Here is a 14906-nt window from a genome sequence, read left to right on the forward strand (position 1 = left end):
TTAAAAACTTTACTACCATGAGAAACCTGACCTATATATTCGTATTGCTTTTTATTGGATGGTCAGCAAAGGCATCCGTTAAAGCTCCTCCCGGTAACTTCTATAACGAGTCCTTCATTTTTGTTGAAGGAGGCGTGGAGTTCGCCGTATACCCGAATGGTGAATTTGATTTCTATTTTAACCCTGAATTCAGAAGAGGAAATTCGGTGCGTATTTCCACTCCAAATGTGAATATCAGCTATAATTCCGGATATAATTACGAACCATATGTGCAGTATGACGATTATGGTGCCGTGATACAAATAGAAAATGTACCTGTTTATTATGACTATTACGGAAGAATTATCCAGGCTGGAAACGTATACCTGGGATATAACAGGTTTGGAAGACTTGCGCATATAGGGAACATGCATCTTCACTATAACAGGCATCATCATTTTACCCATTATACCGGTTTCATTAATCCGTTCAACAGGCATTATGTTTACAGGCCATGGCACCGATATTATACCCGTCCGCATGCGAATGTGAGCATAGTATTTAACAGGCCTTACAGAGCCTATTATCAGCCAAGGCGAATTTCATATACTAATTATGTAACTGTTTATAATAATTACTATTCAAAAAATAACGGCAGAAGAAATTTCTACAGGCCATCAGATCGTGTGAGAAGCTATAGCTACGGAAACAGGACGTCCAGTAAACGACAGCTTGCGGCGCACAGGTCATCAAGATCTAATAATGCTGCAGTTAAAAGTAATGATCGCAGAACAAGTGAGAGATCCTATTCAGATAGAATAAGTACTAGAAGGTCTTCAAATGAGAATAAAAATTATGCCGAAAGAAACGACTCCAGGTCCAGGGCTATCTCCAGAAGACAGGACACTCAAAGATCTGAAGTTTTTAAAGGAAGAACTGAAACAAGTTCTAATTCAAGAGGACGAAATTCAAGAGTAGAAAACAGTAATAAGAGAACATCTAATTACGGAGTAAAGGAAAGCAGATCTACGAACAGGCAGAATGCCAGGCAAATTGAAAGCCGTTCTAACCCAAGAACCGAAAGGTCGGTTAGAGCCAGCAGGACCCCTCAGGTGAAAAGTTCTGGAAATAGAATTGAAAGGAATTCATCTGTGAAACGTCCAACAAGAAGAGAGAGTTCATCAGTTAGGAGTAGATCTTCAAATGGGAACTCAAGAAATGAAATAAGAGCAAAAAAATCTACCCGAACTAGAAGTTCGGCACGGAATATGAATAATAATTAATAGATGACAAGTTCATAATTTAATTTTTTGGTTGGTTAGTTGGAAAACCCCTGAAGCACCCTCGCTGATGGGGTTTTCTCTTTTAGGCCCTTTTCAGAAGCCTGTTCAGGATATTATTTATTTCCGGTGAAATCTTCAGAAGGTAAATAAGGGAAATATATAATAACCCGCTAAGACTTCCTTTTATCAAAATGTCCAGAATTGGATGAAAACCGGTTTCCAGGTAAAAAAAGCCAACCGTAAAAATGGACATTATAAGCAAGACCAGCCCGCTAAGACCTGTAAAAGGATGAGCTCCAAATTTTCGGTACACAATAAAAATTTTTGAGGTATTATACAGGAAGAAAGCTATAAAGCTTGCCATCGCAGCCCCCTTAATGCCAAATTCAGGGATAAAGTATAAATTCAGCAAAAAAGCCAGGATCACCAGGACCACACCAACCCCCAGAACAATGCGGTAGTAATCTGAGTTAAAAAGTATACTATTGTTATTTCCGAGGAAATTATCATATAACTTCACCAGGGAGATAAGCATCACTACCAGCAAACTTATTTCATATTCATCCGGAATGAGTTCATACAGCGATTCCACGTTAGTAATGATCCAGATAAAGATCAATCCGCTAACGATAAAAAGATTCAGGGAACTTTTAACATACAGATCTTTAAGAGAGGCTCTGTCCCTATTGTTTAGCATCTCGGCGGTTAAGGGATTCGTGATCTGGTGCATGGCTTTTTGAGGCACCGAAATTACCGTAGCAATATAAACCGCGATCCCGTAAACAGCCACATTTTCGATGGGCAAATAATATTCGATCATCACCTTATCCAGGTCTAAAAGCACCGTGGCCACCGACGCTGCCACCAGGATAAGTGCTGAATATTTTAAAACCGGCGATAAATTCTTTGGAAACCTGAAGCTGAAATTTGGCCTGTGCAATGAAAAGGCATACATGGCCATGATGATTGTTCGTATAACAAAAACGCCGGAAATTGCATAGATAAAACTGTTTACTTCTATCCACTTAAAATAAACAGCAAATAACAAAAGGCTTATACAGAACCTGTGGAAGACTTCTTTCATAAAATTTCCGAAGCTGCTTTTATAATAAAGCTTGGACCAGGAAAAGAATATTTCAAAATAAGACGTGGCCAGCGCAATTAAAAATATTAGCCAGATATATGGCTGCACCAGGCTGTTCTCCCCTTTAAAATAATCCAGTAGCTGCTCGTAAAAGAATAAACCCAAAGACCCGGTAATTAGCGCTACACCAAGCGGGATAAGCAGCACCAGGTTTAAAAGCCTGTCCTGCTCCCCCCTTGTCTTATAAGAGGTAAAGAATTTGATTAGGGTACTGTGAACACCAAAAACCAGAAATGGCCAGATCAAATTAGCCGCAGATAACAGGAAACTTACCAGACCATAATATTCCTTATCCAGGAAATAAGTGAATAGGAATAAAGTGTTCACCGCGCCTATCCCAAAACCGATATAGGTGGTGACCATATTCTTGATGGACTGGCTGATTATGATTCCCATTTATAATGAATGGATAAGCTGGGCAAGTTGCCCGGTTAATTCCCTGCGGTGAAAACTGGAGATTCCAATAGAATTCAGGCCAGAATTCCCCTTCTTGAAATATTCAAATTGTTCCCTGATATAATTTTCAAGTTCTTTACGATCATTATAATTAAAGACTTCCCCGCTTTTAGTTTCCCGGATGATCTTTGCGGCATCCCAGTTCTCCGGACCTATGGCCAGAATTGGGTTTTTAGCGGCGAGGTATTCAAAGATCTTACCCGGAATGATGCCACGCGTTTCTTCAGAATCGATTTCGATAAGCAGCAAAATAGAAGCCTGTCTTTGCATTTCCACGGCCCTGGAATGATTTACATAGCCTTCATTTACCACGAAAGGCATCAGCTCATGTTGTTGAAGTTCGCTCAACACCTCCTCGCTAATTCTTCCCGCAAGTCGCAACCTGAAATGTGATTTAAAATCATCATCGGTTTTTATAATTTCTGCAAGGGATTGCCAGAGAATGCAAGGATTTCTGCCTGCCAGTAACGAACCTATATGGGAGATCTCGAAATTTTCCTTTTTTTGGGACCGGTCATTTACTGAAATATCAAAACCATTAGTGATAAGGCTAACGGGTTTTGAAGTTTTATTCTGAAATTCTTCCCTGGTCGTATAACTGGTGGTTATGATATGGTTAGCTGAAGTAAGTACCTTTTTTTCCAGTTTTTGGTGCCTGGCCTGGGAAGAACTGGTTAATTTCAGCTTTTTATGATATCCAATCCGGGTCCAGGGATCGCGAAAATCGGCTATCCATTTTACCCGTGTTTGTTCCTTAAGCTGAAGACCTATAAGGTGAAGGCTGTGAGGTGGACCGGTTGTTATAATTGCCTCGTAATTCTGCTTTTCAAGTTCCTTTTTAAGGAATTTTACTGAAGGTTTTATCCAGAACTTTCGGGCATCAGGAATAAAGAAATTGCCCCGAATAAAGAGTAAGGCCTTTTGGAGGGCCGTTTGTTCTTCTTCAGCTTCAATGATCCCTGAACTTATTGTCTGGGTTTGTTTTCTGGAGAAAATGCCCGCTATGCTATAGGGCTCAAAGATCTTTTGCTTTAAGATTTTAATGTTCGAGGGAACTTCAGAATTAAGGCTCTCATCTAGTATGGGGTAACTGGGATTTTCAGGAACATACACCACCGGTTCGATCTCAAAATCACGCAGGTATTTAACAAATTTCAGCCAGCGTTGCACACCTGGCCCACCAGCCGGAGGCCAGTAATAAGTTATGATGAGAACTTTTTTCATTCAACAGAAGTTGGCTAGTTTCTCTTTTTCAATTCAAACCCAATTCCTCCGATCAATACCAGTACCAGGATCAATGAACTAACCAGTGAAACCGTACTTCCGGTTTTGATCACCGAAGGCTCGAATTTAAAAGTGATCTCATGATCACCCGCAGGAACATTCATTCCCCGCAGCACATAATTAACCTGAACATGTCCTACCGGTTCTCCATCTAAATAGGCCTGCCAGCCCGGCTGATAATAGGCTTCAGAAAATACCGCAAATTGCGATGAGGGAGCACTAACCTCATATCTGAGTTCATTTGGCTGCTGATGGGTTAATTCAATACTGGCTTCAGAACTATAATCGAAATCGGTATTAACCTCATTTTTAAAAGTATCATTGATCACCGCGGTTCTCTGGAGGTCCACCTCGTTTAACTGAAGGATCTCCTGGTTGGCATTATCAACCCATTCTAATTGCTCCACGAACCAGGCATTTCCGAATGGGTTAGGATTTTGCTGCGCCTGGTTGCCCTCCTCCGTTGGAATAATGAAATACTTCACGTTGAGCATATTCAGAATATCCATATTGTTCTGTGAAATATAGAAATCGTATAGATCCTGAATTCTTCCAGGTTTCGCTGCATGATATCCCCCAAGCGCATTATGGAAATAAGAAGTCCTGGCTGTATTAAACGGATTGCCCGAAAGATCATACACCCGGTAGTGAGTTGCATCCTGAAGAATTGCTGCATCGGCTTCCATCATCTGGAATGGCTGCTGCATTTCCCTGGCCTGAACAAAATCATCTTCATTCACATAGCGCTTATCAACACCAATTAGATCTACCAGGAACAGGATCACGAATCCGCCAATAACCAGGTTTCGGTTTATCTTTCCGTTTAAATAGCCAAAAATAAGCCCTGCTGAAAGCAACACAAAGATCAGGGATCGAATCACGTCTGAAGTGAAGATAGACTTCCGGTCTTCTTCCAGCGCATTCATGAAATCCATCCCAAACTGCTGCCGGTACATAGCATCCTGGGCACCGGAAAAATCGAACAGAACTGATTTGAATAATAAAAAGATAAGCAGTAAACCTCCGGTTCCTATTACCGACCATTTTAAAGCGTAAAGCTTTTCTTCCTTTTTAATATTTTCAAGGAACAGCTTGCACAGGCCAATTACCGCCATTAACGGGATACACAATTCGAGTATCACCTGAATAGAAGAAACAGCCCTGAACTTATTATAAAGCGGCACTAAATCTATAAAGAATTGCGTCAAAAATTCGAAGTTCCTACCCCAACTCAATAAAAGGGCCAGGATACTACCGCCTACGATCCACCATTTCAATCGGCCTTTGATCAAGAATAAGGCAAAGACGAAAAGGAAAATTACAGCGGCACCTATGTAAGCCGGAGCTGCTACATAGGTTTGATCGCCCCAGTAGGTAGGTACATTTTCGGTAAAATCGGCCGCCTGTGTGGTCGAGGCTCCCATTTTTCTCAGGGCGTCATATACATTTGAATCCTTTCCTATATTTTCTGAACTCCCTCCTCCCATAAATCTTGGGACAAAAAGGTTGAAAGTTTCCAGTATTCCATAACTGTATTCGGTAATGTACTCAAAACCGAGTCCGCTTTTCTCAATAGGACTTCCGTCAGGGTTGATGCTAAGATCAGACTGCCCCCTAGTACTAAAATCAGCATACTCACTGGTTGCCATTAAATTCGTCGCGTTGGCCGCCACACCTAAAATCACGGCTACGACCATAATTCCGAGCGCTTTAAAATATTTTGGAAGCAATTTCTTTTTCCAGGCATCTACCAGGTATGCGATTCCAAGGGCGATCACCAGCAGTAACAAATAATAGGTCATCTGGAAGTGATTGGCCTGTATCTCGAGGGCCATGGCTACGGCAAGGAGCAGGAAACTCCATATATTCCTGTGCCTGAAGACAGCGATTATCCCGGCCAGCACCATAGGCATATAGGCGATCGCATGCGCCTTGGCATTATGGCCAACGCCAAGGATGATGATAAGGTAAGTTGAAAATCCGAAGCCCAGAGCTCCCAGGAAAGCCAATTTATAGTCCAGCTTCATACAAAGCAGCAGAATGTAAAAGCCTATGAAATATAAAAACAGGTAATCTGCAGGCCTGGGAAGAAATCTAAGAGCCAGGTCCAGTTTCTTTACATAATTATGAGGATAATAAGCACCAAGCTGGTAAGTAGGCATACCACCAAAGGCCGAATCGGTCCAGTAGGGTTCTTCCCCGGTCTCGGCCCTGAAATCATTTTGTTCCTTCGCCATCCCGATATACTGAACGATATCACTCTGGAAGATCTCCTTTCCCTGAAGAACCGGACTAAAATAGAATAAGGATAAAATTACAAATCCTGCCAGTGCGAGCAGGTGAGGTAAGAATTGCTTCAGTTTGGCCATTAAACGGGGCTTTTTGATTATTTCAGAATAAAAAGACAAGCCTCTGAAAGGCATTGTTAAAATCGAAATTAATCAATTTCTTCGTAATCGATATACTCCCCCACTTTTTTATTGGAACGGCGCTTAGAACCAGATTTTTTATCTATGCTAACCTCGCCTTCCTGTTTTTGATTCTGATGCTGGTAGCCGCCAAACTGCTGGTTGAATTGCTGCTCGAACTTCTTCCCCATTTTCTTCATGAAATATTTGAGAATCATGGGACCGAAAAAGCGGAAAAATATTTTAAGACCGAAGTATACTAACAAAACGATAAGTACCGTTTTTAGTACTCCGGATAATGATGCTTCTAACATTTGAATGCTTTTTGCAAAAATAAAAAGAAGCCTTCACAAACCTATAAGACTGAACATAAAATTATAATAAATCTCCTATATTTGAGGGAAACAAGCCCACCATCCATGCGGAAAATAGCATTTCTAAGCCTGTTCTTTTTCACGTTCCATTTGATGAACGCTCAATATACCGAAACCATCAATTCAAACCGTCCGGGACAGTCCCAGGGGGCATTTGCCGTTGGTACCAATGTGATCCAACTCGAAACCGGCGGATTTTTCGGTGATGAAGAGCATACCGGGTACGGAACCCAGGCAGGGGTCTGGGGAATAGATTACCAGCTTAGATATGGTTTGCTATATGAAAGACTGGAGATCAACCTCATTGGTGCCTATGAATCCCAGGATGTGGTTCAGAATTTCTTGGGTGTAGACAGTGAATACAAGATCAATAATTTTAGATCAAATACTATAGGCGCAAAATATTTAATTTTTGACCCTTATGTGAGCCTTGAAGAGGACAAACCTAACTTATACAGCTGGAAAGCAAACCAAAGATTCAAATGGAAAACATTGATTCCGGCTATTTCAATCTATGCTGGGGCGAATTTTGCCTTTGGAGATAACCCATACCTGTTCGAAGGAGAAAGCAAATTTAGTCCCAAGGCTGCCATTATCACCCAGAATAACTGGGGACGCTGGGTACTGGTTCTTAATTTTATAGGAGACCGACTCACGGAAGACTTCAGGTCCTACACTGGCATCATAACCGTAACCCACACTCTTACTGAAAACCTGGCGATATTTGGCGAATACCAGGGGATCATCAGTGATCTGTATGCAGATGATATCCTGCGTGGAGGAGCTGCCTATTTAATTGGCGAGAACTTCCAGTTTGATGTTTCAGGACTGGTGAACTTCAAGGATACGCCTTCAAAATGGCAGGTTGCCGCTGGGATTTCTTATAGATTCGATCTACATAAGGTAGACGAATTCCTGGAAGAGTCCAATGAAGGGAACAAAAGAAGACAGCGAAGTGAAAAGCTTGGTGAAGAGATCGAAAACGAGAACGGTAATGGAAACGGCAACGGTAGCGGAGGCGGAAATTAGAAAGACATTATTTTTTGAAACTAAAAATGCCGGTTTAAAAACCGGCATTTTTTATTCTGGGTATATATTATTTCTTACTTGTTAGCCATCGCTTCTTCTACAGAAGCCGAAAGCCTTTTATAAGTTCCATTTTCAAGTCTTTCCCTGATCGCAGAGAATGCGTCAAGAGTTTCTTCGATATCCTGCATGGTATGCGTAGCAGTTGGGATCATTCTTAGAAGGATAAGGCCTTTAGGAATTACCGGGTAAACCACGATCGAACAGAATACACCATGATTTTCACGAAGGTCTTTTACAAGCGCCATGGCTTCCGGGATACTTCCTTTCAGGTAAACCGGGGTTACGCAACTTTGGGTTGTTCCAATGTCGAAACCTCTGTCTTTTAATCCGTTCTGAAGGGCGTTCACATTATCCCAAAGCTTTTCTTTTAGCTCTGGCATGGTGCGAAGCATTTCCAATCGTTTTAATGCACCAACAACGAGCTGCATTTGCAGTGATTTGGCGAACATTTGCGAACGAAGGTTGTATTTTAAATAATCGATGATCTCTTTATCACCGGCGATAAAAGCTCCGGTGCTGGCAAGGGATTTAGCAAAAGTGGCGAAATATACATCGATCTCGTCCTGTATTCCCTGCTCCTCTCCGGCTCCGGCTCCTGTTTTACCAAGGGTTCCGAATCCGTGAGCATCGTCTACAAATAATCTGAAATTATATTTTTTCTTAAGCTCAACGATCTCTTTAAGTTTTCCCTGTTCACCGCGCATTCCGAAGACTCCTTCAGAAATAAGAAGAATTCCGCCGCCGGTCTGTTCAGCGATTTTGGTAGCGCGCTTAAGGTTCTTCTCGATACTTTCCATATCGTTGTGCTTATAGGTAAAACGCTGACCAAGGTGCAACCTAACACCGTCTATGATACAGGCATGAGCATCTACATCATAAACGATCACGTCCTGCTTGGAAACCAGTGCGTCTATAGTAGAAACCATACCCTGGTAACCAAAATTCAAAAGATAAGCGGCCTGCTTATGAACAAAAGAAGCCAGTTCATCCTGTAATCTTTCATGAAGATCTGTATGACCACTCATCATCCTCGCCCCCATAGGATAAGCAGAACCATACTCGGCAGCTGCTTCAGCATCTACTTTACGAACCTCGGGATGGTTTGCCAAACCTAAATAATCGTTGATGCTCCAGGTAATTACTTCTTTACCGCGGAATTTCATTCGATTAGAGATTGGCCCTTCCAGCTTTGGAAATACGAAATATCCTTCAGCCTGCTCCGCCCATTTACCCAATGGTCCTTTGTCTTTGTAAATTTTATCAAATAAATCCTTCATCAGTCATTTTTTAGACGAGCCGCAAAAATACTGAAAATTGGCTCAATTCTACAAAGTTAATTTTCAACCCACGAAAGCTAAGAAAAACAAAGGCATCCAACAAGAAATTGGATGCCTTTTGTTAATAAGTGTTAAAAAGTTTTTCTATTTAATGATCTCTATATCCTGTGTGGAAAGTTCGTTTTTCGCATCGAAAAAGCCCTGTTCATTCATCCAGTCATCACTATAGATCTTACTCATATATCTTGATCCATGGTCTGGGAACAGCACTACCACCCTGGAATTTTCATCGAATTCACCTTCTTCGGCATATTGCTTAAGCCCCTGCATGGCAGCTCCACTGGTATAACCGGCAAAGATCCCTTCGGTTCTCGCCAATTCTCGCGCTGTATGCGCAGCATCCTCATCAGAAACCTTCATGAATTGATCGATCACATCAAAATCGGTGGCAGTTGGGATCAGGTTTTTCCCAAGCCCTTCAATTCTGTATGGATAGATCTCGTCTTTATCGAACTCCCTGGTTTCGTGGTATTTTTTTAATACCGAACCAAAGGCGTCTATTCCAAGGATACGAATTTCAGGATTTTTAGATTTCAGGTACCTCGCCGTTCCGGAAATGGTTCCACCGGTACCGCTACAGGCAACCAGGTGTGTGATTTTTCCTTCAGTTTGTTTCCATATCTCGGGTCCGGTCGAGTTAAAATGAGCATCAATATTCAAATTATTGAAATATTGATTGATATATACCGAGGCTTTTATTTCTGAATGCAGTCTTTTAGCAACCTCGTAGTAAGACCTTGGGTCATCTGCCGGAACGTTGGCCGGACAAACATATACCTTTGCTCCCATGGTTCTTAGCATATCGATCTTATCCTTGGAGGATTTAGAACTTACCGCGAGGATGCATTCATAGCCTTTGATGATACTCACCATAGCAATGCTGAAACCGGTATTTCCAGAGGTGGTTTCAATAATCGTATCACCTGGCTTTAAAATACCTTTTCTTTCGGCTTCTTCAATGATATAAAGTGCGATTCGGTCTTTGGAAGAATGCCCAGGATTGAATGCTTCTACTTTGGCGTGGTAGTCACCTTTAAATCCTGAGGTTATTTTGTTTAAGTGAATTAACGGAGTATTACCAACCAGTTGTAATACATTGTCATAAACCTTCAAGTCTTCTCTCATAAATCGAAGTTCTTTTTACGAAAGGCTCTCAAATCGTTAAATTCAAAAACCGGTCAAATTTAAGGTAAATTTTTTAATTATTGGTTTATTCCTTCCAGGTCCAGTAAAAACGCGTATTCCTCGGCTACTTCCTTTAAGGCTTCAAAACGCCCGGAAGCGCCACCATGTCCGGCATCCATATTGGTATGCAAAAGCAGAACATTATTGTCGGTTTTTACTTCCCTCAATTTAGCAATCCACTTGGCCGGCTCCCAGTACTGTACCTGTGAATCATGTAATCCCGTTGTCACCAGCATATTTGGATAATCCTGCGCTTTTACATTATCATAAGGCGAATAGGATTTCATATAGTCATAATACTCCTTATTATTAGGGTTACCCCATTCATCATACTCCCCGGTCGTTAATGGGATACTATCGTCCAGCATGGTAGTAACCACGTCTACAAAGGGTACTGCTGCGATCACTCCATTATATAATTGAGGAGCCAAATTCACCACTGCTCCCATCAATAATCCGCCAGCCGAGCCGCCCATTGCATATAAATGCTCCGGTGAGGTATATTTTTCCTGGATAAGATATTCTGAAACATCAATAAAATCTGTAAACGTATTCTTTTTAGTGAATAATTTACCATCCTCATACCATTCCCGTCCAAGATACTCTCCGCCGCGAATATGCGCGATCGCATAAATGAATCCTCTGTCTAGCAAACTCAATCTAACGGAAGAGAAATAAGGATCAATCGTTGAACCATATGATCCGTAGGCATATTGAAGCAATGGGCTACTTCCGTCCATTTTCATACCCTTTCGGTAAACCAGTGAAACCGGGATTTTGGTCCCGTCCGTGGCCGTGGCCCAGATCCTTTCGGAAGCATAATTATCCTTGTCGAATTTTCCTCCTAAAACTTCCTGCTCCTTTAAAACTTCCTTCTCCCGGGTTTTCATATTGAATTCTACTACCGAAGTAGGCGTGGTTAAACTGTTATAATTATACCTCAGGTATTCGGTATCAAAATCGGGGTTTATCGCGGTAAAAGCCGTATAGGTTTCATTATCAAAGGGGATGTAATAATCTTCCTTTTCATCCCATCTTATGATCCTTATTTTATTGAGTCCGTTGTTTCGCTCACTAACCACCAGGTAATCCTTGAAAATATCGATATCTTCAAGCAGGTAATCCTTACGGTGAGGGATCACGTCTACCCAGTTCTCCATTCCGGTCTTATCGACCGGGGTTTTCATCAGTTTGAAATTAGTGGCTCCATCCTTATTGGTGACTATATAAAAATCACCGTTAAAATGGGAAATGCTGTATTCCATCCCACGGGTTCTGGGCTGAAAAAGTTTAAATTCCTTTTCAGGAGTATCAGCATCAAGGAACCGGTATTCAGTTGTTAAAGTGCTATGTGAACCAATGATGATATATTCCCTGGATTTCGACTTATAGACATACGTATTGAAAGTCTCGTCTTCCTCTTCATAAACCAGCTGATCCTCTTTAGGATCGGTTCCCAGGATATGTTTAAAGATCTGGTAAGACCTCAGCGTTTGAGGATCCTTCTTGGCATAATAAAGGCTTTTATTATCATTTGCCCAGGTAGAACCTCCGGTGGTATTTTCTATATTTTCATCGTAAATCTCCCCCGTCTCGAGGTTTTTAACTCTAATTGTGTATTGCCTGCGACTAACGGTATCAGTACCAAAGGCAACCAGCTTATTATCTGGACTCACGTTCAATCCTCCAAGGCTGTAATACTCAAAAGGCTTGGCCATTTCGTTCACATTAAAGAGGATCTCTTCCTGCGCATCAAGACTTTCCTTTTTCCTGGAGTAAACAGGATAGTCATATCCTTTTTCAAAACGGGTGATATACCAGTAGCCGTTGAGTTTATATGGGACTGACTCATCGTCTTCTTTAATACGAGCCTTCATTTCCTGGAAAAGGTCTTCCTGGAACTTTTTAGTATGAGCGGTCATTTTATCGTTATACTCATTTTCGGCATTCAAATAAGCAATAACCTCAGGATCTTCCCTTTGATTCATCCAGAAATAGTTATCTACCCGTACATCTCCATGGATCTCCAGTTTCTTCGGAACTTTTTTCGCCCGTGGGGCCAGAATGTCTTTTTTCAAATCGATATTATTTTGAGCAGATGCAAAGGTAACGCATCCTAATAGAATTACTAATAGTCTAATCATTTGTACCAATTTAACAGGGTAATTTAGTAATTTTGAGTTCACAAAAATTTAAAATCAGATATTATGTTTGGAGATATGATGGGCATGATGAATAAACTGAAGGAAGCCCAGGCCAATGTAGAAGCCACTAAAAAAAGAATGGATACCGTTATGGTCGAGGAAAAATCGACTGATGGTCTTCTAAAGGTTACCGTTACAGCGAACAGGCAATTAAAGAATATTTCGATAGATGATGAGCTAATGAATGATAAGGAGCAGCTTGAAGATTACCTCATCCTAACCCTGAACAACGCCATACAAAAGGCCGGGGAGATACACGAGACCGAAGTTGCGGCTGCGGCTAAGGACGGAATGCCAGATATTCCTGGAATGAGCGATATGCTGAAATAACAAATCTATTTATTACATAAAAGAAAGCCTGGAAAAATTTCCAGGCTTTCTTTTATTCTTATTTTGAACTTAATGACCTCCCCGGGCCGGATAATCTTCTTTCAATACAAATCCAATCGATTTAAGAAGTTCATCAAATTTTGGCCTTGCGAACGGCATGGATTGAATACTGGCTGAATATAAAGTTTTATCGGGCTTTATTAGAAAAAGAGCTGGTTCTAAAAAAACTTCAGGCTCGGAATCCTTGATCGCTTCAGATACAAAAAGCCCCCATTTTCTTCCTTCTTCAATATCCATTTCAAATCCAATATCAAGATTTTCAACTTCCCATTCTTCTACAGTCTTCTCTGCAAGCTCCTTTGAGTTAGAACTTACGCATACCACTTCCACACCTTTATTTCGAAAATCTTCAACTTTCTCATTGAGCTCCTCGAGATACTTTTTACATACCGGGCAATGAATTCCACGATAGACAACAAGCATCGTAAAGTTTTCAGGTTCGCTTTCCTGTAGATTCCATTTTACTCCTTTGGTCGTATCCAGAATCAAATCGGGTACCAGATGACCAGGTTTTAGATATTTCATATTTAATTTTTCCTAAAAATAAATTATCCTGAAAACCTCAATTATTAATGTAATCCCAATCTTTAGTTAATAATTGAAAAATTACAATTCCATTTTTTCAAGAGTATCCAAAAATCGTTGATGCATCTCTTCGGTATAGTCAAGGTGAGTTACGATACGAAGCTTACCATGTCCCATATTACTGATCCTGATGTTTTGCCTGGCCAGTTCGGTTAGAAATTCTTCTTCCTTTTCCTGATCCTTCATATAAAAGATCACAATATTGGTTTCAACAGGTTCAACTTTGGAAATATAGAACTGATCGGTAAGCACCTTTCCTATTTCGGCGGCGCGTTCATTGTCTTTTTCCAGGCGATCCACATGATGGTCCAGTGCAAATACCCCGGCAGCGGCCATGAAACCTATTTGTCGCATTCCCCCTCCAAGTACCTTTCGAACCCTTATGGCATTTTTCATAAGTTTTTTATTGCCGATGAGTACAGATCCCATTGGAGTACCCAGGCCTTTGGAAAGGCAAACCGAGATCGTATCGAAAATCTTTCCATAATCCCTTGGGTCTTCACCCTTTTTTACCAGTGCATTAAATAACCTTGCGCCATCCAGGTGCAGCCCGAGCCCGTGCTTATTACAGACTTCACGGATCTTCTTAATTTCTTCAAGATCATAACAGGCTCCACCTCCCTTATTAGTGGTATTTTCAAGACATACCAGGCTCGTAAGCGGACTGTGATAAAAATCTGGTGGGTTGATATTATCCTCGACCTGCTCTGCGGTGATCATTCCGCGGTCACCATCAACCAGTTTGCAGGAGACACCACTATTAAAAGAAACTCCGCCACCTTCGTAATTATACACATGGGCCCACTTGTCACAAATTAGCTGTTCCCCTGGTTGCGTGTGCAATTTTATAGCAGCCTGGTTCGCCATACTGCCGGTGGGAAAGAAAAGGGCTTCATCCATCCCGAACATATCTGCCAGTTTCTTTTCCAGTTCATTTACAGTTGGATCTTCCTTATATACATCATCCCCTACTTTGGCTGTCATAATCGCCTGAAGCATTTCTTTAGTTGGACGAGTTACCGTGTCACTTCTAAGATCTATCTCTTTCATGTATTGTTTGTTTCTGAAATGCTAAGGTAAAATTTAAAAATTCTTTTTTCGAATTAGAATTTTCAGAATAATTAGCAGTTCTCTCGACTTCTGATCAAAATTTTCGCAACCAAAATCTTCGGTCACTCAAAATATTTC

Annotated in this window: 12 protein-coding genes; 3 read left to right on the top strand and 9 right to left on the bottom strand. The window is 41.2% G+C overall.

Features of this window, described 5'->3' with window-relative positions; genetic code table 11:
* Positions 1-17 precede the first annotated feature (17 nt).
* Positions 18-1262 (top strand): hypothetical protein, encoded by a 1245-nt coding sequence (locus tag MKO06_RS12205; protein ID WP_241551427.1) that lies wholly within the window; start codon positions 18-20, stop codon positions 1260-1262.
* 82 nt (positions 1263-1344) lie between these two features.
* Here MKO06_RS12205 and MKO06_RS12210 read toward each other — a convergent pair whose 3' ends face one another.
* The 4 genes from MKO06_RS12210 to MKO06_RS12225 all read right to left on the bottom strand — a co-directional run bounded on the left by MKO06_RS12210 (position 1345) and on the right by MKO06_RS12225 (position 6868).
* Positions 1345-2802, bottom strand: a complete 1458-nt coding sequence (locus MKO06_RS12210; RefSeq protein ID WP_241551428.1) for a lipopolysaccharide biosynthesis protein — start codon at positions 2800-2802, stop codon at positions 1345-1347.
* On the bottom strand, positions 2803-4086 hold the full coding sequence (locus MKO06_RS12215) for a glycosyltransferase family 4 protein (protein WP_241551429.1): 1284 nt from the start codon (positions 4084-4086) through the stop codon (positions 2803-2805).
* Positions 4087-4100: 14 nt separating this feature from the next.
* Positions 4101-6515, bottom strand: coding sequence for a YfhO family protein (locus tag MKO06_RS12220; protein WP_241551430.1), 2415 nt, complete (start codon positions 6513-6515; stop codon positions 4101-4103).
* A 68-nt stretch (positions 6516-6583) separates the two neighbouring features.
* Positions 6584-6868: a DUF4834 family protein gene (locus MKO06_RS12225; protein WP_241551431.1), complete on the bottom strand. Its 285-nt coding sequence runs from the start codon at positions 6866-6868 to the stop codon at positions 6584-6586.
* 81 nt (positions 6869-6949) lie between these two features.
* Here MKO06_RS12225 and MKO06_RS12230 point away from each other — a divergent pair, with 81 nt between their 5' ends.
* Positions 6950-7957 (top strand): transporter, encoded by a 1008-nt coding sequence (locus tag MKO06_RS12230; protein WP_241551432.1) that lies wholly within the window; start codon positions 6950-6952, stop codon positions 7955-7957.
* A gap of 74 nt (positions 7958-8031) precedes the next feature.
* Here the strand turns inward: MKO06_RS12230 and capB are convergent, their stop codons facing one another.
* The 3 genes from capB to MKO06_RS12245 form a co-directional block, all read right to left on the bottom strand.
* A complete protein-coding gene (gene capB, locus MKO06_RS12235) occupies positions 8032-9294 on the bottom strand; it encodes a cysteate-C-fatty acyltransferase (protein ID WP_241551433.1) in 1263 nt (420 codons plus the stop codon).
* 144 nt (positions 9295-9438) lie between these two features.
* The gene (capA, locus tag MKO06_RS12240) at positions 9439-10479 is read right to left on the bottom strand and encodes a cysteate synthase (protein ID WP_241551434.1); all 1041 of its coding nucleotides are present in this window, start codon (positions 10477-10479) and stop codon (positions 9439-9441) included.
* A 77-nt stretch (positions 10480-10556) separates the two neighbouring features.
* The gene (locus MKO06_RS12245) at positions 10557-12683 is read right to left on the bottom strand and encodes a S9 family peptidase (protein ID WP_241551435.1); all 2127 of its coding nucleotides are present in this window, start codon (positions 12681-12683) and stop codon (positions 10557-10559) included.
* A gap of 63 nt (positions 12684-12746) precedes the next feature.
* Here MKO06_RS12245 and MKO06_RS12250 point away from each other — a divergent pair, with 63 nt between their 5' ends.
* On the top strand, positions 12747-13073 hold the full coding sequence (locus MKO06_RS12250) for a YbaB/EbfC family nucleoid-associated protein (protein WP_241551436.1): 327 nt from the start codon (positions 12747-12749) through the stop codon (positions 13071-13073).
* 69 nt (positions 13074-13142) lie between these two features.
* On the opposite strand, the gene MKO06_RS12255 is transcribed toward MKO06_RS12250, so the two are convergent.
* Together MKO06_RS12255 and MKO06_RS12260 are read right to left on the bottom strand one after the other, a co-directional pair.
* Positions 13143-13658 (bottom strand): redoxin domain-containing protein, encoded by a 516-nt coding sequence (locus MKO06_RS12255; protein ID WP_241551437.1) that lies wholly within the window; start codon positions 13656-13658, stop codon positions 13143-13145.
* An 81-nt stretch (positions 13659-13739) separates the two neighbouring features.
* Positions 13740-14768, bottom strand: a complete 1029-nt coding sequence (locus MKO06_RS12260) for a threonine aldolase family protein (RefSeq protein ID WP_241551438.1) — start codon at positions 14766-14768, stop codon at positions 13740-13742.
* Positions 14769-14906 lie beyond the last annotated feature (138 nt).

The sequence above is a fragment of the Christiangramia oceanisediminis genome (assembly GCF_022570735.2).
Lineage (GTDB): Bacteria > Bacteroidota > Bacteroidia > Flavobacteriales > Flavobacteriaceae > Christiangramia > Christiangramia oceanisediminis.